Origin of the sequence: Halarchaeum sp. CBA1220, from assembly GCF_003721175.2 — an archaeon.
Lineage (GTDB): Archaea > Halobacteriota > Halobacteria > Halobacteriales > Halobacteriaceae > Halarchaeum > Halarchaeum grantii.
The window spans coordinates 506,291-524,071 of sequence record NZ_CP054708.1 but is presented as its reverse complement, the minus strand read 5'-3'; the positions used below and the strand labels follow the sequence as shown (position 1 = coordinate 524,071).

At 69.5% G+C, this 17,781-nt stretch carries 15 protein-coding genes; 10 read left to right on the top strand and 5 right to left on the bottom strand.

What is annotated here, in order from left to right; genetic code table 11:
- Positions 1–53: 53 nt before the first annotated feature.
- Positions 54–1,400, top strand: coding sequence for a sodium:calcium antiporter (locus tag EFA46_RS12945; RefSeq protein ID WP_123078104.1), 1,347 nt, complete (start codon positions 54–56; stop codon positions 1,398–1,400).
- Positions 1,401–1,514: 114 nt separating this feature from the next.
- Here the strand turns inward: EFA46_RS12945 and EFA46_RS12940 are convergent, their stop codons facing one another.
- A complete protein-coding gene (locus EFA46_RS12940) occupies positions 1,515–2,588 on the bottom strand; it encodes a succinylglutamate desuccinylase/aspartoacylase family protein (RefSeq protein WP_123078102.1) in 1,074 nt (357 codons plus the stop codon).
- Between the two features lie 25 nt (positions 2,589–2,613).
- Complete coding sequence (locus EFA46_RS12935; protein WP_123078100.1) at positions 2,614–3,006, bottom strand: metal-dependent transcriptional regulator; 393 nt, start codon at positions 3,004–3,006, stop codon at positions 2,614–2,616.
- Between the two features lie 287 nt (positions 3,007–3,293).
- Between EFA46_RS12935 and EFA46_RS12930 the strand changes: the two genes are divergently transcribed.
- Positions 3,294–3,935: an NAD(P)-dependent oxidoreductase gene (locus EFA46_RS12930; protein WP_123078098.1), complete on the top strand. Its 642-nt coding sequence runs from the start codon at positions 3,294–3,296 to the stop codon at positions 3,933–3,935.
- Between the two features lie 81 nt (positions 3,936–4,016).
- On the opposite strand, the gene EFA46_RS12925 is transcribed toward EFA46_RS12930, so the two are convergent.
- Entirely contained in the window at positions 4,017–6,461 is a 2,445-nt protein-coding gene (locus tag EFA46_RS12925) for a hypothetical protein (RefSeq protein ID WP_158604283.1), read from the bottom strand.
- 119 nt (positions 6,462–6,580) lie between these two features.
- Positions 6,581–8,068, bottom strand: a complete 1,488-nt coding sequence (locus EFA46_RS12920; protein ID WP_123078096.1) for an aldehyde dehydrogenase family protein — start codon at positions 8,066–8,068, stop codon at positions 6,581–6,583.
- A gap of 165 nt (positions 8,069–8,233) precedes the next feature.
- Between EFA46_RS12920 and EFA46_RS12915 the strand changes: the two genes are divergently transcribed.
- The 7 genes from EFA46_RS12915 (at position 8,234) to EFA46_RS12885 (ending at position 16,316) form a co-directional block, all read left to right on the top strand.
- Positions 8,234–9,229 carry an aldo/keto reductase gene (locus tag EFA46_RS12915; RefSeq protein WP_123078094.1) on the top strand — a complete coding sequence of 332 codons (996 nt, stop codon included), beginning with the start codon at positions 8,234–8,236 and terminating at the stop codon, positions 9,227–9,229.
- A 43-nt stretch (positions 9,230–9,272) separates the two neighbouring features.
- Positions 9,273–10,154 (top strand): hypothetical protein, encoded by an 882-nt coding sequence (locus tag EFA46_RS12910; protein ID WP_158604282.1) that lies wholly within the window; start codon positions 9,273–9,275, stop codon positions 10,152–10,154.
- A 103-nt stretch (positions 10,155–10,257) separates the two neighbouring features.
- Positions 10,258–11,766 carry a phosphoenolpyruvate carboxykinase (ATP) gene (locus EFA46_RS12905; RefSeq protein WP_123078451.1) on the top strand — a complete coding sequence of 503 codons (1,509 nt, stop codon included), beginning with the start codon at positions 10,258–10,260 and terminating at the stop codon, positions 11,764–11,766.
- A 126-nt stretch (positions 11,767–11,892) separates the two neighbouring features.
- A complete protein-coding gene (locus tag EFA46_RS12900; RefSeq protein ID WP_123078088.1) occupies positions 11,893–13,014 on the top strand; it encodes a PfkB family carbohydrate kinase in 1,122 nt (373 codons plus the stop codon).
- Positions 13,015–13,252: 238 nt separating this feature from the next.
- On the top strand, positions 13,253–13,708 hold the full coding sequence (gene lrp / locus EFA46_RS12895) for an HTH-type transcriptional regulator Lrp (RefSeq protein WP_123078086.1): 456 nt from the start codon (positions 13,253–13,255) through the stop codon (positions 13,706–13,708).
- A gap of 53 nt (positions 13,709–13,761) precedes the next feature.
- Positions 13,762–15,225 carry an ATPase domain-containing protein gene (locus EFA46_RS12890; RefSeq protein WP_123078084.1) on the top strand — a complete coding sequence of 488 codons (1,464 nt, stop codon included), beginning with the start codon at positions 13,762–13,764 and terminating at the stop codon, positions 15,223–15,225.
- Positions 15,225–16,316 carry a sensor histidine kinase KdpD gene (locus EFA46_RS12885; protein WP_123078082.1) on the top strand — a complete coding sequence of 364 codons (1,092 nt, stop codon included), beginning with the start codon at positions 15,225–15,227 and terminating at the stop codon, positions 16,314–16,316. Before EFA46_RS12890 ends, EFA46_RS12885 begins: the two co-directional genes overlap by 1 nt.
- A gap of 42 nt (positions 16,317–16,358) precedes the next feature.
- Here EFA46_RS12885 and EFA46_RS12880 read toward each other — a convergent pair whose 3' ends face one another.
- Positions 16,359–17,030: an AIM24 family protein gene (locus EFA46_RS12880; protein WP_123078080.1), complete on the bottom strand. Its 672-nt coding sequence runs from the start codon at positions 17,028–17,030 to the stop codon at positions 16,359–16,361.
- Positions 17,031–17,388: 358 nt separating this feature from the next.
- Between EFA46_RS12880 and EFA46_RS12875 the strand changes: the two genes are divergently transcribed.
- Complete coding sequence (locus EFA46_RS12875) at positions 17,389–17,778, top strand: DoxX family protein (RefSeq protein WP_176969892.1); 390 nt, start codon at positions 17,389–17,391, stop codon at positions 17,776–17,778.
- Positions 17,779–17,781: the final 3 nt, after the last annotated feature.

Sequence of the window (17,781 nt, the reverse complement as noted above, 5' to 3'; positions counted from 1 at the left end):
CGGCGATATCTTGTGAATTATGCGTGCGCGGGCCATGGGGTCAGAGTGAACGAATGCGCTCTTGGCTCCGTCATCCGTTGGTCGCGGTCGGTTTCGCGCTCGTCGTCACACTTCCGTGGATCGGGTTAGTGCTCTCGGCCGGGGGGTACAGCGCGATTCATCCGGGTGAGAACATTTCGGCTGTCGTGGCTGTCGCCATCGCGGGGGTCGCGATCCTCGGTGGGGCGTTCTTGCTGGCGTGGGCGGCGGAGACTGCCGAGAAGGACGTTCCGCGTGCGTTCGCGATTGCGGTGTTGGCGGTGTTGGCCGTCGCGCCGGAGTACGCGGTCGACGCGCTGTACGCGTGGCGTGCCGGGGCGGGGGACGCGCAGGCGGCGAATCTGGCGGTCGCGAACATGACGGGGGCGAACCGAATCCTCATCGGACTCGGATGGGCGGGTATCGCCCTGTTCAGCATCTATCGCGCGACGCGGACTGCGGACCCGGCGATACAGCGCCGCGAGGGGACGCTCACGGACGCCGTGACGCTCGACCGGGACATCTCCATCGAGATCACGTTCCTGCTCGCGGCGACTGCGTTCGCGTTCTTCGTCCCGTTGAACGGCGGCATCGGTCCGCTCGACACGCTCTTTCTGGTGGGTCTCTACGTCTGCTATCTCGTCGTAGTGGTTCGCGGTGACGTGGAGGAACCGGAGGCACACGTGGGTGTTCCGGCGTACTTCCAGGGTCTCGCGAGGGTGCCGCGCGTGCTCTTCATTCTCGCGGGGTTCGCGTTCTCGGGTGCGATCATCTTCACTGCGGTGCATCCGTTCGCAGAGGGCTTGGAGACGCTCGGTCTCCAGTACGGCATTCCGGAGTTCTTCATGATCCAGTGGGTCGCGCCGCTGGCGTCGGAGAGCCCGGAGCTCGTCATCGTGGCGTATCTGGTGAATAAGGCTCGCTCGACGGCCGGGTTCAACGCGCTGATATCCTCGAAGCTGAACCAGTGGACGCTGCTGATCGGCACGCTCGCGGTTGTCTACTCGATTTCGGCGGGCGCTATCGGAACGCTGCCGTTCGACGGGAAGCAGGCGGCGGAGATCTGGATCACTGCCGCGCAGAGCCTCTTCGCGGTCGCTATCCTGACGAACTTCGAGATCAGCGTCCGCGAGGCGCTCGTGCTCTTCGGGCTGTTCGCCTCACAGGTGCTCGCGGAGTTCTACGTGATTCGGACGTACGCGGAGCCGACGGCGACGTCGATCAGCGTCACGATCCTCTACGCGTACACGGCGCTCTATCTGGTGCTCGCAGTGTGGCTGTTCGTGAAGCGCCGCGAGAGCGTCCAGCGCCTCCTCCGTCGCACGCTCTCGGACGTTCGGGGGGCGTTCAGTTCGAGTGGCCGGCCGGAGCACACCGAGTGAGGTGTGGTCGGGCTGCGGTGGGCGTCGTGTCGTTTCGCACTCCCCGTGGTCGGTCGATGGGCCGGCTTCGGGACTAGCGTCGTGTCTCGAGCGAGGCGTCCGCGCTCGCCTCGCTTATTCGGCTTCTTCGTCGTCGGCCATCCAGCGCTGGCCGTAGGAGCGGTAGCCGTCGAATTCGCCCTGCGTGATCTCGCGCTCGATCTCTTCGCGGGTTTCGGGGGTGATGCGGACGAGGTGGCAGATGGGGTGGCCGGGGAGCGCGACGGGGTTCTCGAGGACGCCGACGATGAGGCCGGTGAACGGCGCTTCGACGACGTGCTCTTCGTCCTTGAAGTGGTCGGAGATCGTGCAGATGGGGTCGCCTTCGTGGACGAGCGGGCTGGGTCCCCACTGCATCTCGACGAGGCCGCCGGTGTCGGCGCGGATCCAGCGTTTCTCTTCGGTGGGGCCCATGACTTTCCGCCACGATGGCTCGCTCACGTCGCCGTCGGGGTAGACGCCGTAGTCGGCGAGGACGTTCTCGACGCCGTCGAGGGCCTTCTCGATGAGCGCGGGCTGGAAGCGGTGGGCTTTGCCCATCTCGATGGTTATCGTGGGGGTGCCGTTCCGGGTAGCGACGGCGCGTAGCGACCCGTCGTCGCCTTCGCCGGAGAGGATGACGTTGGTGCCGAAGACTTCGGCGAGGTGCTCGACGTCGGCGTTGCCGATGTCGGCGCGCGCGTGGTACATGGTGGTGCGGTTGCGCGTGGAGGTGTGGAAGTCGAGGCCGAGGTCGCATTTGCTGATGAACTGCCGGTAGACGTGGTGGGCCATGCGCTCGGCGGTGTTGGAGCGTTCTTTTCCGGGGAAGGATCGGTTGAGGTCTTGGTCGTAGATGGGGAGGTAGCGCTGTTGGGCCTGATAGCCCGGGACGTTGACGACGTGCAGGAGGACGAGGGTGCCGTGGATCTCGCGTGGTGTGTAGCGGTCGGCGACCTCCTGAAGGACTTTGACGCCGTTGAGCTCGTCGCCGTGGATGGCGGCGGTCATGACGACGCGCGGGCCGTCGTGTTCGCCGTTGATGACGGTGACGGGGATTTCGACGGCGTCACCGAGGTAGGTCTCGCCGACTTCGTAGCGGAACTGCCGTTTTTCGCCGGGGTCGACGGCGGCGTCGTACTGGAAGGGTTCGGGGTCGGCCTCGCTCATGTGACGGGATAGGGCGCTCCGTACATTAGTCCCGCTGCCCGGGCGGGCGCTCCGGCGAGTCGTCGGGTGGGGGGATGACGGTTTCGTCGAGGCGCTGGAGGACGTCCGCGCTGACGACGCCGAGGAGGGCGGCGGCTTCCTCGTCGGGGTCGTCGATGTGGAGGACGCCGTCGAGGAAGCGCCGGAGGGTCTCGTACTCCTCGTGGAGGGCGGCGGCGCGCTCGCGGCCGTCGGCGGTGAGGCGGACGCCCTGATAGGGCTCGTAGTCGAGGAGGCCGCGCGCTTCGAGGCGCTGGACGGCGCCGGTGGTGGCGGCGGGCGAGCGCTCGACGGCGTCGGCGAGTGCGCCGGTTCCGACGCGCTCCTCTGGGTCGTCGGTGAGCCGATAGACGGCGCGCAGGTAGTGGTGTGCGTCCACGGGGAGTCACGTCCGGTGGATGGGTTCGGGAATCGTTTGGTCGGGCATCGCTATCCGGAACCACCGCTGTGGGTAGTGGCCGGTGGGCCGGCGACGGGTCCGTCGCGGCGGGTGCGTGGTCGGCCGTGTCGGTCGCTTCTCGCCATGGGATTTAGGCTAGCCTAATACTGTATAACTCCTTCGAGTTTTAGGCCATCCTAAACGTGTCCGTGTCCGGCCGGCTGAGAAAACGAGCGAGGCGGACCGTTTGGCAAAGCGCTATCAGGTTCTCCCCGAAACAGTCGTGTATGGACGTACTCCTCTTGGGTGCGAGCGGTCGAATCGGCCAGCGCGTCGCGACCGAACTGCTCTCGCGCGACCACCGCGTTACCGGGGTCTCCCGGTCCGGAAGCGTCGACGGTGTCGAGGACGAGGACTTCGTCGCCGTCGCCGGTGACGCGCGCGACGCCGACGACGTGACGAAACTCGCGACCGGCCACGACGCCGTCGCGTCGACGCTCGGGCCGAGCGGCGAGGAGGAGCCCGACGTCCTCCCCGAGATGATGGCCACGGTCGTCGAGGGCATGGAGCGAGCGGGCGTCGAGCGCCTCGTCTGGACGGGCGGCGCCGGCGGCCTCGAGGTCGGCCCCGACACTCGCCTCGTCGAGACCGACGAGTTCCCCGAGGAGTGGGAGGCGCTCGCGCGCGAGGCCATCGACGCCTACGACGTCCTCGAAGCCGAGGGCGACGACCTCCGCTGGACGTACCTCGCCCCGGCCGCGATGATCGAACCCGGCGAGCGCACCGGTGACTACCGGACCGCCGAAGGCGAACTCGTCGCCGACGAGGACGGCGAGAGCTACATCTCGATGGAGGACTTCGCGGTCGCGCTCGCCGACGAACTCGAGGAGGACAACGCGATTCACACCTACCTCGGCACCGGCTACTGAGGGCGAGAACCGCGGGGAGAAACCCGCAAGCGGGTTTTTCGCGACGGCGCGACATCGGCGTGACGGCCGTCGACCGCCGCGTCAGTCCTCCTCGGGCGTGAGCCCCTCGCGGACTCCGCGAACGATGGCCTCCAGATCCTCGGAGTCGGCGTCGATGTCGAGGTCGAGCGAGAGGGCGTGTGGCTGTGTCGCCGGCCCGGAGCCGTCGGCGCCGTCGGCACCGTCCTCGCCGGACGCCTGCTGTGCGACGGCCTGCGCCCGCTCGGCGGCCTCACGCGCCTCGCGCGCCGCCTCTTTGGCCTCGACGGCCGCCTCCGCGACGGCTTCGACGAGCTCCTCGGTCGACTCGACGTCCGCGAACTCCTCGACGGCCGGCCCCTCCTCGCCGCCACCGGGTTCTTCGCCGGCGCTCTCACCGGCCGCCGCCTCTTCGGCCGCCGCGTCGCCCTCGGTGGCCGTCTCCGCCGCCTCCGAAGCGGTGTCCGCTCCCGCAGCGGCTTCCTCGGCCTCTCCTTCGTCGGTCTCCGCGACGTCCTCAGATTCTTCTTCACCGGCCGCAGCGGACCCTCCCTCGGCTTCCGGTTCCGCTGTGGCGTCCTCGTCGGCCGCAGTGGCTTCCTCGGCCCCTTCTTCGCCCTTCCCGGTAGCCGATTCGTCCTCTTCCTCGCCCGCTTCGCCGACGTCGATGGTGATGCTGGGTCCGGACTCGATGTCGATGTGGACGGTTTCGTCGTCCTCGCCCAGCGATATCGTGCCCCCGTCGGTCATCGGCCTCTCGACGCCGCCGTCGGTTTCGAGGTTCGAGTCCTCCGGCGACGACCCCTCTCCGGTTTCGAGTCGGACGCCCTCGGGGAGGTCGACGTCGGCGGCGTCGACGTCCCGGTCGACGCGAACCTCGGCGCCCGAGTCCTCCCCGATGTCGATGGTGAGACCGGGTTCGCCGTCGAACGTGATCTCTATCTCGCCGTCGTCCCCCACGAGCTCTCGCGTCATTTCCTCGGCGGCTCGCTCGACGTCGTCGGGCGTCCCGTTCGTTGCCTCGGCGAGCGCTCGCTCCGCGAGCTCGCCCGACTCGGAGCGCTCGTCGCCGTCGCTCGCCGTCTCGGCGTCCGCGGCGTCGTCGGCCGCCGTGTCCTCGGCGCTCGACTCGGCGCGCTCGGCACCGTCCTCGGCGGCCGTCGTCTCCTCGGTTTCCTCGCCGCTCTCCGGCGTGACGCCGGCCGTCGCGGTGATTCCACGCTCGGCGTACTGGGCGATGTCCTCCACCGCCTCGGCGGCGTCCGCGGCCGTTTCGGCGGCCCGCTCCACCTCGTCCGCCGTCTCCTCCACGACGTCGTGCGCCGTTTCCTCGGCGACCGATTCGGCCGTCTCCTCGGCCGTCTCCCGGGCAATCTCCTCGGCCACGTCCTGTGCGACGGCGCCGGCGCGACGTTGGGCCGCCTCTTCGGCGACCTCCCGGGCGGCGGCCTCGGCCGTCTCGCGGGCGGTCGACTGCGCGACCTCGCTGGCGACGTCGCGGGCCTCCCGCGCCGCGACCTCCTCGGCGACCTCGCGCGCGGCCGCCTGTGCCGTCTCCTCGACGGCATCGCTATCGACGGCTTCCGCGACCTCGCTCGCCGTTTTCGCGGCGTCTTCGGCCGTTTCGGCCGCCTCTTCGACGTCGGCGGCCGTTCCCTCGACGACACGTTCGGCCGTCTCCGTGGCGACGTCCTCGGCGACGTTGTGGGCCGTCTGCTCGGCGGCTTCCGTGGCCGCTTCGCGCGCCGCTTCCGCCACCGTCCGCTCGGCCACGTCCTCGACGGTTCGCTCGAGCGTTTCGAGCGCCTCCGGCGACGCTGTCGCCGTCTCCTCGTCCGTCTCCGCCGTGGCCGCCGCCGTCTCGGCCGCCTCTTTGGCTTCCGCCGCCGTCGCGGTCGCCTCCTCGACCGCCGCCGGCGTCGATTCCGCCTCGTCGGCTCCTTCCGCCTCGGTCGCTTCCTCGTCGGCGGCCTCGCCGGACCCTGTGTCGCTCGCGTCCGGCTCGGTCCCGCGCTCGGGCAGGTGGACGCGGCCGTCCGCGTCGCGCTCGAGGAGACCCGCCCACTCGTAGAGGTCGAGGAGCGTCCCGATGCCGGTGTCCACGCGACTCGTCTCGAGGTCGTGCTCGGCGAGGTCGGCGACGATGGGCGCGAGGTCCGCCTCGTCCATCGGGTTCTCCTCGAGGACGCCCCGGACGTCCTCGGTGAGCGCCCAGTCCCGGAGGAGCTCTCGCGCCCGCGCGCTCGCGACCTCCTCGTCCCCGTCGCGCAGCGCCGCTGCCAGCTCCTCGCCGGCGTCAGTTAGTCGATGTTTCTGCCGATGCGGTTCGAGCACGCCGATCTCCTCGAGGAACCGGGTCTGTCGCCCGACGGCGTCGCTGACGCTCGTCACCTCCTCGACGTCCGACGTGTACTGTGGCTCGTCGTCGGCGCCGACCGCTCCCCAACCGGCGATGATCTCCTGAAGCGTGTCGAGGCTGACGCCCTTCGGGATGTGGTGTTCGGACATGAGTGATAGGTTCGGTAAAACTACGCAAAAATGATGTGGCCGTCCGACGCCACGAGGGGCGTGTCGGCCGCGACCGGCCGCCGCCGAGGTGCCGCTCCCCGACGACTATCGCGCCCGCGTCAGAACGGGTAGTCGCGCGCGTCGTGCTGGATGCTGATCCACTTCGTCTCCGTCACCTCGTCGAGGAAGGCGTCGCTGTTGTAGTGGCCCATGCCGGAAGCGCCGATGCCGCTGAAGGGGACGTGGGCCTCGTCGTTGATGGGCTGGTCGTTGATGTGGACGTTGCCGGTCTCCATGCGGTCGGCGATGTCCTTCGCGACTTCGAGGTCGCCGGCGTGGACGGCGCCGGAGAGGCCGAACTCGGTGTCGTTCGCGAGCTCGACGGCCTCGTCGACGTCGCTGAAGGGGATGACGGGCGCGATGGGGCCGAAGTGCTCGTTCGCGGCGGCGGGCATGTCGTTCGTGACGCCCGAGAGGACGGTCGGCTTCACGACGAGGGAGTCCTCGACGCCGTCGAGCTCCTTCGTCTCGCCGCCGGTTTCGAGCGTCGCGCCGGCCTCGACGGTGTCCGCGACGTAGTCGAGCATCTCGTCGCGCTGGCTCTCGCTGATGATCGGGCCGACGACGGTGTCGGGGTCGTGCGCGCTCCCGACGGGGAGCTCCTCGGCGCGCTCGGTGAGGCGCTCGACGTACTCGTCGTAGACGTCCTCGTGGACGATGTGGCGGTTGATGGAGATGCAGACCTGGCCCTGGTGGACGAAGGAGCCGAAGGTCGCGCCGTCGATGGCGCGGTCGAGGTCGGCGTCGGCGGTGACGACGTGCGCGTTGTTGCCGCCGAGCTCCATCGCGGGGACCGCGAGGTTCTGCGCGGCGAGGCCGGCGACGTGCTGGCCGACCTCGGTCGAGCCGGTGAACGCGACGACGTCGCTCTCCGGGTGGGAGGCGACGCGGTCGCCGATGTCGGAGCCCTTCCCGGTGACGACGTTGATGACGCCGTCGGGGAGGTCGGTCTCCTCGAAGAGCTTCGCGAAGAGCAGCCCGCCCGAGACGGGGGAGTTCGTGGAGGGCTTGAGCACCACCGAGTTGCCGGCGGCGATGGCGGGCGCGACGGCGCGCATCGAGAGGTTCAGCGGGAAGTTCCACGGCGAGATGACGGTGACGACGCCCTTCGGGCCGCGCTGGAGGACGTTCTCCTTCCCGGGGATGTTGGAGGCGGCGTGCTCGCCCTTCAGGCGTCGGGGGAGCGTCGCGGCCTCGCTCGCGTGGTCGCTCGCGATCTGGATGGAGGTCTCGCCCATGATGCGCGAGCCGCCGACCTCGTGTTCGAGGACCTCGATGATCTCGTCCTCGTGCTCGTGGAGCGCGTCGTGGAACTGCTCGATGACGGCTTGACGCTGTGCGGGCGGGGCCTCCGCCCACTCCTCCTGGGCGTCGGCGGCGACCTCGTAGGCGCGGTCGACGTCGGCCTCGGTCGCGGCCGCGACCTCGGTGACGGTCTCGCGCGTCGAGGGGTCGTCGACGGGGATGGTCTCGCCGCTCTCGCTCGGCGTCCACTCGCCGTCGATGTAGAGCTCGTCCCAGTCGGCGTCGGGTGCGATTTCGCTCATCTCTACGTGACCGAACGGCCCATTCACGGAAAAGGTGCGAGGTGGAAGCACACGCCACCGATACACACGACGCGGCGGGGAGCACCGATACTCCGGTATTTGGGTGTGGCAGCGACATCGCCCGGGAGACGTAGGCTTTTGTCGCGCCGTCGGCCACCTGCGGGCATGGACGAACGACCCCTCGGAAGCACCGGCATGGACGTCACGGAAGTCGGCCTCGGCACGTGGAACGTCGGCCCCGTCTGGGGCGACGTCACGGACGATGCGGCGCGCGAGGCGATTCGGACGGCGCTCGACGCGGGGTCGAACGTCATCGACACCGCGGAGGTGTACGGTGACGGGCGCGCCGAGCGCCTCATCGGCGACGTCCTCGACGAACGGGATAGCGGCGACGAGCGTGTCTACGTGGCGACGAAGGCCGCGCCGGACGCGGACGGCCGCCACACGGAGGCGGGTCTGCGCGAGTCGGTGCGCGGGTCGCGCGAGCGCCTCGGCGTCGACTCCCTCGACCTCGTCCAGCTCCACTGCCCGGAGACGGCGGCGTTCTACGAGCCGGAGACGTTCGCGGTCCTCGAGGACCTCAAGGCCGAGGGCGAAATCGCGCACGCCGGCGTCTCCGTCGAGCGCGTCGAGGAGGCGCTGAAGGCAATCGAGTACGACGTCGTCGAGTCCGTCCAGATCATCTTCAACCCGCTCCGTCAGCGGCCCGCCGAGCGCTTCTTCGAGCGCGCGAAACGCGCGGACGTCGGCGTCATCGTGCGCGTCCCCCTCGCGTCCGGGCTGCTCGCGGACGCCTTTGATGGTGTCGAGGACTTCGCGGAGGACGACCACCGGCACGCGGCCGCGACCGAGGGCGTCGAGGCGGGCGTCGGCCGGAAGGGCGGCGAGACGTTCGCGGGCGTCCCCTTCGACGCCGGCCTCGACGCCGTCGACGACATGCGACGCCTCGTCCCCGAGGAGGCGACGATGGCGCAGTTCACGCTCCGGTGGGTCCTCGACCACGACGCGGTGTCGACCGTCATCCCGGGGAGCACGTCGTCCGAGCACGTCGCGCAGAACGTCGCGGCCGCAGAGCTCGACCCGCTCAGTCACGAGACGCACGGCGCGGTCCGCGACGCCTACGAGGCGCACGTGAAGGAGCACGTCCACCACCGCTGGTAGGCGCGGCCGAAGATTGAGGGGGCGCGCTCGCACACGTCCGCGTGTGTCCGCGCCCTCCACGCCGGACGACGACCGCGATGCGTCGTCCGACGACCACGACCCAGCATCGCCCGCCGACCACACGCCGGAGTCGCGCCCGGACCCCTCGAGCGCCACTCACTCCCCGGACCCGCCCGACGACCGGTTCTCGCGCGCGCTCGAGACGACGCGACGCTCGCTCCCCCTCGCAGTCCTCCCCTTCCTCGCGTCCGTGCTCGCGCCCGCGAAGGTCGCGACCGTGCTCTCCTCGACGATGGACGCCGGCGTGACGTTCTCGTTCCCGTCCGGGCTGCCGACGCTCTGGTCGTTCGTGCAGGCGAACGGCATCACGCTCTCCGGCCCGGGCGGGCTCGCGCTCGCGACGTGGCTCCCGCTCGCCGCCGTCGGCCTGCTCGTCTCCGCCGTCCTCGAGGCGGCGTTCGTCGGCGGCATCTCGAACCGCGTCGACGGCGCGGACGCGGCGCTCGCGGCGAACGCACGGCGCTACGGGCCCCGGATGGTCGGCGTGAACCTCGTTCGGTTCGCCGTCGTCCTCGTGGCGCTCCCGTTCGCGCTCCTCGGCCCGCTCGTCCTCCTTCCGGTCCTCGGCCTCGGCTATCTCACCTACGGACTGCCGTTCGTCCTCGTCGTCGAGGACGTCGGTGTCGGCGCGGCGCTCTCCCGGTCGGTCTCCGACGCGGTCGCCGGCGGGCCGTACGCGCGGTTCGGCGTCGCGTACCTCCTCGCGATGTTCGTTCCGTCCTTCGTGCTGACGGTGGTGGTCTACGGGACGGGACTCATCGGCGTCGTTCTCGGGGCGGCGCTGGTCGCCGTGCCCGCCGTCTTCGTCGTCGCGTACGGGGTCCTCGTCTTCCGCGCGCTCGCGTCGCCGGACGGGGCGTCGTGAGTCACTACGAGGTTCGACGATTGACGACACATTCGTTCGACAAACTTTACTACACATCCAGTTAGCACACTTTTATACCCTATTTTCGCCATCTGTCTACATGATGCCACGGCAGACGTCGGCGACGGAGCAGTTTGTCGCCTCGCTCCCCGACCCGGAGCAGGCCGATAACGTGGTGTACAACCCCACGACCGACGAGCTTCGGGCGTACTCCGAGCACCTCGAGACGACGACGGAGTTCGGCTCGCCGTCCTACGTCAGCGAGGCCCGCTCGCGGAAGTCCGAGCAGACGAAGAACACGGTCGACGACGCGTTCGACGACGCCGACGAGGCGCTCGTCGCGGACGTCACCGACGCCGCGTCCGAGACCGACCTCGTCTGCGTCGACCGGCGGGTCGGACGCCACCCCGAGCACTCCTACGTCTGTCGCTACTACGTTCCCGAGGAGTACGGCCGCATCGCGCTCAGCCTCTGCAAGCTCCTCGAGCCCGCGCCCGAGGGCGCCGAGCCCGACTTCTACACCGTCCAGCTCCCCGACTGGGAGGAGACGGGTATTCGTGTCCTTCCCGACGCCGGCTACACGGTCGTCGCGGGCAGCGACTACACTGGCGAGGCGAAGAAGTCCTTCCTCCGGCTCTTCATGCTCGAGGCGAAGCGCGCGGGCGGCCTCGGCCTGCACGCCGGCAGCAAGCGCGTCACCCTCGAGACCGAGGACGGCGACCTCGCGGACGTCGGCCAGCTCTTCCTCGGGCTCTCGGGCACCGGGAAGTCGACGCTCACCGCACACGACCTCTGGCTCGACGAGCCCGAGGACGCGACGATGCTTCAGGACGACGTCTGCGCGCTCCTCCCGGACGGGAGCGTCGCCGGCAGCGAGGGCGAGGGCCTCTTCGTGAAGACGTACGGCCTCGACCCCGAGACCGAGCCCGCGATGTACGACGCCGTCACCGACGAGACGGCGGTCCTCGAGAACGTCGACGTCGCCGCGGATGGCACCGTCGACTTCGACAGCGACAAGTACACGACGAACGGCCGCGCGGTCATCGAGCGCGACCAGCTGTCCTCGGCGGGCGAGGAGATCGACCTGCCGGGCGTCGACCAGATATTCTTCATCACGCGCAACCCCGCGATGCCGCCGGTCGCGAAGCTCACTCCCGAGGAGGCCGCCGTCGCGTTCATGCTCGGCGAGTCCGTCCAGACGAGCGCGGGCGACCCGAGCGCGGCCGGCGAGTCCATCCGCGTCGTCGGCACGAACCCGTTCATCGTCGGCTCCGAGGGCGAGGAGGGCAACCGCTTCCGCGACCTCATCGCCGACCTCGACGTGGACTGCTACGTCCTCAACACCGGCCGCGTCGGCACGCGCGACGTCGGCGTCGACGACACCATCACGCTGCTGCGCGCGATCTCGCGCGGTAGCGTTTCGTGGACGCACGACGACGCCACCGACCTCACCGTCCCCCGCGACGTCCCCGGGATGGACGTGAGCGAGTTCGACGTCGCCGCGAACCTCCCCGACCACGAGGCCGAACTCTCGAAGCTCCGCGCCGAGCGCGAGGCCTACCTCGAGCGCTTCGACGCCCTCGACGACGACATCACCGACGCGCGCTACTGACGCGTCGCCCCGCCCGATTTTTCGCGCGCGACGCGTACCCGCCCGCCGTCTCCGCCGTCACAACCGTTTTACGGGCGCTCTGACCCCTACGTGTATGGGCGACACGGCACGTTCGGAGGGGGACGCATGGTCGAACTGAGCGCGGAGACGCGCGAGGCCGTCGCGGCCGCACGCGCCGGCCTCCCCGAGACCGTGGGCGGCGAGCGCGTGGTGTTCGGTTTCGACGGCTTCGTCGACCGCGTGCGGACGGTCGTCGAGGACCGCCACGGCCGCGAGGCGTTCGAGACGCTCGACTCGCTCGCCGAGCTGGGCGCGCGCATCAGCGATTCGGCGGCGTCGAACAGCTCGCTCTCCTTCGAGTGGCTCCAGGACGACCTGCGGACGGGCGGGCACACCTGCCACCTTGCGCGTGCGTACGCGACGCTCGGCTTCGACCCCGTGATGGTCGGCCTCTACGGCGACCCCGTCCGCGACGTCTTCGCCGAGGAGTTCGCGGACGTCCCGATGCACTCGCTCGGGAGTCCGGGTTCCACGGACGCCGTCGAGTTCGACGACGGCAAACTAATGCTCACCGAGTCCGGGAGCGGCACGACGCTCGACTGGGCGCGCGTCCGCGAGACGGTGGGCGTCGAGACGCTCGCCGAGTACCTCGACGGGGCGTCCCTGCTCGGCGTCGGCTACGTCTCGTGGATCCCGTCGCTCCCGAGCGTCGTCGACGGCCTCCGGGAGGAGGTGTGGCCGCGCCTCGACGACCCGCCCGAGCGCGTGCTCTTCGACCCCGCCGACGTTCGCCGCCTCGACGAGGACGTGGTGTTCGCGGCGCGCGACGCCGTCGAGCGCCTCGATGCGGTCGTGGACGTCACCGTCTCCGCGAACCGCTTCGAGACGAAGGTGCTCGCCGAGCACTACGCGGGCCGCTCGACCGAGAGCCTCCGCGCGGACGCCGAACTCGTCGCCGCGAACCTCGACGTGACGCGCTACGTCGGCCACGGTCTCCACGAGTCCGTCGTCGTCGGTGACGGGACGCACGCCGTCCGGAACCCCGTCACGGACGACCCCGCTCTCACCACCTCCTCGGGCGACCACTTCAACGCCGGTTTCGCGCTCGGCCTGCTCTGCGGCCTCGACGACGCGGCGGCCGCCGTCGTCGGGAACGCCCTCGCCGGCGTCTTCGTCCGCACCGGCGACCCGCCACGCTACGACGACGTCCGGGATTTCGTCGACGACTACGAGGCGAAGTTCGAGTAGGCGGCGTGCCCTTCGGCGCGCCCCCGTTTTCCCTCGCGCGGCCGGTCGGGACGGGGCTTCATCCCCGTGTCGGAATAGAAGCACGTGTAGGTACGGCCACACGTATTTTATAACTAATCTGTCGCCCTCGCCCATCACACTACCTAGTCGTGCAAAAGTCGGCAGGGATATCTCGATTCGGGTGGCAAATATCCGCTATTTCCCCCATACTCTAATGGTGTCTCCGACCACTACGGGTGTGACCTACGAGAACCTCGATGCCGAGCTCATCAACGCGTTGCTGGGGGACGGGCGGGCGAGCCTGCGGAGTCTGGCGGAGGAACTCGACGTGTCGGTGACGACAGTGTCGAATCACCTCTCCGACCTCGAAGAGGAGGGTGTCATCCGCGACTACGCCCCAATCGTGGACTACGACAAGCTGGGGTACGACGTGACGGCGATCCTGCAGTTGAAGGTCGAGGGGGGCGCGCTCCCGGACCTCACCGACCGACTGCGGACGCACAAGCAGATGGTGTCGGTCTACGAGGTGACCGGCGACTACGACGTCATCGCGGTCGGCAAGTTCACCGACACCGACGACATGAACACCCTCATCAAGGAGTTGCTCGGCGACGCCGACATCAACGAGTCCGCCACCAGCGTCGTCCTCGACGCCGCCGTCGAAAACCAGCAGTTCCAACTCGACGTCGCGTAGCGGCCGAATCGACTACCAGCACAGTTTTGCTGATTGCCTAACTAATCCGGGGCATGAGTGTGGAGTCCGCGCGCGAGCCGACCGGAATCGACGGCTTGGATGCGGTTCTCGGCGGCGGATTACTGACGGGGCAGAACGCGCTCGTCCGGGGGCCGCCCGGCGTCGGGAAGACGGTGTTCGGGCTCCACTTCCTCGCCGCCTGCGGCGACGACGAGACGAGCCTCTACATCAACCTCGGCGAACCGACGTCGTACGTCGAGCGCACCGCCGAGCAGTTCGGCCTCGACTCGCCGTCGCTGCGCTTCCTCGAACTCGCGCCGACCGCCGAGGCGTTCGCGGCCGACGAGACGTACTCCGTGTTCGCCGCCGCCGAGGTCGACGGGCCGTCGCTCGTCTCGGAGATCCGCGACGCCGTCGACGAGCACGAACCGGACCGCGTCGTCATCGACCCCATCACCGAGTTCCGCTATCTGACGACGGACGAGCGGCAGTTCCGCTCGCAGATCCTCGGCCTCCTCGACTTCCTCCGGGACGCCGGCGCCACGGTGCTGATGGCCTCCCAGTCCGCGCCGGACGAACCCGACACCGACCTCCGCTTCATGACGGACGTCATCATCGACCTCGACCGGCGCCGCGACACGCTCACGGTCGACGTCCCGAAGTTCCGCGGTCCGTCACCGACGCGCGGCCCGCACACCTACGAGATCACGGCGGCCGGCGTCGACGTCTGGCCGCGCCTCCGCCCGGACGTCCCGGAGTCGGACTTCCCCGACGAACGCGTCTCCTCGGGCGTCCCCGAACTCGACAAGCTCCTCTGTGGCGGCCTCGAGCGCGGGACGGTGACGTTCTTCAGCGGGCCGACCGGCGCGGGGAAGACGACGACGAGCATGCAGTTCGTGAAGGAGGCGGCGGGTCGCGGGACGCGCGCCGTCATCTTCTCCTTCGAGGAGTCCGAGCGCACGATGCTGCGCCGCTCGAAGGCGCTGAACATCGGCCTCGGGGAGATGATCGACCGGGGGAACGTCGAGATCATCGAGGTCCGCCCCGGCGAGTACACCGCCGACCAAGTCACGTCGATGCTGCGCACGGCCGTCGAAGAGGAGGACACCGGCGTCGTCCTCCTCGATGGCTTCCAGGGCTTCCAGCAGAACCTCCGTGGGTTCGACGACCACCGCGGGCCGGTCGACTATCTCGTCTCCATCGGCCGCTACCTCCGCGAGCGCGGCGTCACGACGCTCGTCACGAACGAGGTCCACGACATCACGGGGGAGTTCCGCGTCACCGAGGAGTCGACGAGCAACCTCGCGGACAACATCGTCTTCCTGCGCTATCTGGAGTACGGTGGCTCGATGAACAAGGTCGTCGGCGTGCTGAAGATGCGCACGAGCGACTTCGAGGACACGCTGCGGCGCATCGAGTTCACCGAGTACGGCGTCACCGTCGGCGAGCCGCTCACCGGGCTCACGGGCATCCTCACTGGGACGCCGCGCTTCGATGACCGTGGCGACTCGAACTGATGCCGGCCGCTGACATCGCCGACCTGCCGGCACGCGGGACGGTCCTGCCGCTGGTCGCCGACGCGGCGAACCGGCGCGTGCTCGCGGAGTGGCTCGCCGAGCGCGAGCGCTACACCCTCACGGAGGACACGCCAGCCGACGCCGCCTTCGACCTCTGCATCCTCGACATCCGCGCGCTCGTCGAGAACCGGGCCGTGCTCGCCCAGCGCAAGGCGTCCTCGCGCGCGCTCCTCCCCTACCTGTTGCTCGTCCCGGACGCCAAGCGCGACGCCGTCGAGGCGTTCCGACGCGAGCACGCCGACCTCTGGCGACTCGTCGACGGCGTCGTCCGCGTCCCGATCCGCCAGTACGACCTCGGCGACCGCGTCGAGTCCCTCCTCCGGCTACGCGCGCAGTCACGCGCGCTCGCCGACCGCGAGCGCGAACTCGAGATCCTCAATCGCGTCCTCCGCCACGACATCCGCAACGACATGAACGTCGTGCTCGGCTGGCTCTCGATGCTCCGCGACGACGCGACCGACGACCAGTTGCCGACGCTCGACCGCGTCGAGGCCGCCGCCGACCACGTCGTCGAACTCACGCTCGTCGCGGCGGACATCGCGAAGACGCTCACCGGCGGCGAGGCGGTCGACCTCCGGCCGATGTCGCTCACGCGCGTCCTCACGGCTGAGGTCGAGAAGTCCCGCGAGGCGTTCGCGTCCGCGCGCATCGAGTTCGTGGACGACCCGCCGGACGTGACGGTCGCGGCGAACGACCTCCTCGGCTCCGTCTTCCGCAACCTCCTCAACAACGCCGTCCAGCACAACGATATGGAGTATCCGGTGGTGGCGGTCGACGTCGAGGTACGCGACGGCGTCGTCCGCGTCACCGTCACGGACAACGGCCCCGGCGTCCCCGCCGGCGTCCGCAACTCGCTCTTCGCGGAGGAGGTGAAGGGAATCGAGAGCTCGGGGACGGGGATGGGCCTCTACCTCGTCGCTGCGCTCGTCGACACGTACGACGGCGACGTCCACCTCGTCGACGACGACGCTGCGGGCGCGACGTTCGTCGTCGAACTCCCCGTCGTCGCCGAGGCGACCGACGCGCGCTGAAACGCGCTGGTCGGACCGGTCGACTCGGACGTCGGTCCGGTTTCAGGTCGGCTCGACCGGTCCCTCCTCGTAGGGCTGGACGACGACGAACCCCTCCTCGCCCTCGAAGACGAGCTGGTAGCGCTCGTCGGAGTCGGAGCCGATGAAGTCGCTCAGACTCCGGTTCGACTCGACGCTCGGCGAGAGGTTGCGACTCCACGCGACGGTCGCTTCGGGGTCGGTGCGGACGGGTGGCGTGAGGACGAGCGGGTCGCCGTGCGTCGTGACCGCCACCGTCCCGGGACCGGTGAGGAAGACGTTCGTCAGCCCGGCCGCGGACGCGCCGCCGAGGCTCCCGATGACCGAAATCTCGTAGGAGACGGAGTCCTCGAACGCGAGGACGTCCGGGCCGTTCACGGAGATGGCTTCGCCGTCGTCGAGCTCGAGCAACTGCACTTCCTTGCCCTGGTCGGCGAGGTAGAGGTGGCCCTGGCCGCTGACCTCCATCACGGGGGTCCCCTCGCTCGAGGCCTTCTCCTTGAGGAACCCCACCACGCCGCCCTCGGCGGAGGACTTCCCGCTGAAAGTGAGGTCGCCGTCGAAGGCGACCATCGACCCGGCTTTCGCGATGACCGCGCCGTCGACGTCGACGTCGAGGAGCTTGCCGTTCTCGAGCTCGAAGCGCTCGCCGCTCTCTCCCGGTTCGTTCGCCTCGACGAATTCGTCTACGTCCATGAGTACCCGAGTCGTCGCCGCGAGAATAGAAATAGCTGTCCCCGGACCGCGCGACGCCGCGCCGGTGCGTCGGCGGGCGCTAGATGCTCGCGCCGCACTCGCGACAGACGGAGGGGAGCCACGGTTCGTCCCGAACGACGCGACGTTCGTGCTCACAGCGCGGACAGAACTCGGTCTGTGTCACCATCACTCACCCGACTCTCTCTGACACACTGTAAACTGCCTTTATAATTTCCCTCTGACACCGTACGGTGGTCTACCGAGCGCTCCGTAGCCACCGACCGTCCGTGCTCGGGTGTCCGGTGTCGCCGCCGAGGGCGCGACTAGGTTTTTGATGCTGACGCCGGAACAGCCGTGTATGACGGAGCAACAGGACGACGGTGGCGCCTCGCTGTCGCGACTCGGGCGGGCCGCGCTCGGCCTCGGACTCGCCCTGCAGGCGTCGGAGGACTTCCGTGACCTCGAGGGCGCCGTCGAGTACGCGGAGTCCGAGGGCGTCCCGATGCCGTCAGTGCTCGCGCCGCTCGCCTCCGGGATGATGGTGTGTGCGGGCCTCGGCATCGCGCTCTGGCGGCTCCCGCGTCTCGCGACGGGGGCCGCCGCGACGTTCCTCACCGGCGTGACGCTGACGATGCACGACTTCTGGAACGACGACCCGGACGACCGGAGCGGCGACCGCCTCGCGTTCTTCGGGAACCTCGCGATGCTCGGCGGCGTCCTCATCGCGCTCCGCGAGGCGTGGCGCTGAGGG

Excerpts from the sequence above, each read along its gene's own strand:
- EFA46_RS12945 (WP_123078104.1), top strand. The coding sequence starts at position 54 with ATGCGCTCTTGGCTCCGTCATCCGTTGGTCGCGGTCGGTTTCGCGCTC.
- EFA46_RS12940 (WP_123078102.1), bottom strand. The coding sequence starts at position 2,588 with ATGAGCGAGGCCGACCCCGAACCCTTCCAGTACGACGCCGCCGTCGAC.
- EFA46_RS12930 (WP_123078098.1), top strand. The coding sequence starts at position 3,294 with ATGGACGTACTCCTCTTGGGTGCGAGCGGTCGAATCGGCCAGCGCGTC.
- EFA46_RS12925 (WP_158604283.1), bottom strand. The coding sequence starts at position 6,461 with ATGTCCGAACACCACATCCCGAAGGGCGTCAGCCTCGACACGCTTCAG.
- EFA46_RS12920 (WP_123078096.1), bottom strand. The coding sequence starts at position 8,068 with ATGAGCGAAATCGCACCCGACGCCGACTGGGACGAGCTCTACATCGAC.
- EFA46_RS12915 (WP_123078094.1), top strand. The coding sequence starts at position 8,234 with ATGGACGAACGACCCCTCGGAAGCACCGGCATGGACGTCACGGAAGTC.
- EFA46_RS12905 (WP_123078451.1), top strand. The coding sequence starts at position 10,258 with ATGCCACGGCAGACGTCGGCGACGGAGCAGTTTGTCGCCTCGCTCCCC.
- EFA46_RS12900 (WP_123078088.1), top strand. The coding sequence starts at position 11,893 with ATGGTCGAACTGAGCGCGGAGACGCGCGAGGCCGTCGCGGCCGCACGC.
- EFA46_RS12890 (WP_123078084.1), top strand. The coding sequence starts at position 13,762 with ATGAGTGTGGAGTCCGCGCGCGAGCCGACCGGAATCGACGGCTTGGAT.
- EFA46_RS12885 (WP_123078082.1), top strand. The coding sequence starts at position 15,225 with ATGCCGGCCGCTGACATCGCCGACCTGCCGGCACGCGGGACGGTCCTG.
- EFA46_RS12880 (WP_123078080.1), bottom strand. The coding sequence starts at position 17,030 with ATGGACGTAGACGAATTCGTCGAGGCGAACGAACCGGGAGAGAGCGGC.
- EFA46_RS12875 (WP_176969892.1), top strand. The coding sequence starts at position 17,389 with ATGACGGAGCAACAGGACGACGGTGGCGCCTCGCTGTCGCGACTCGGG.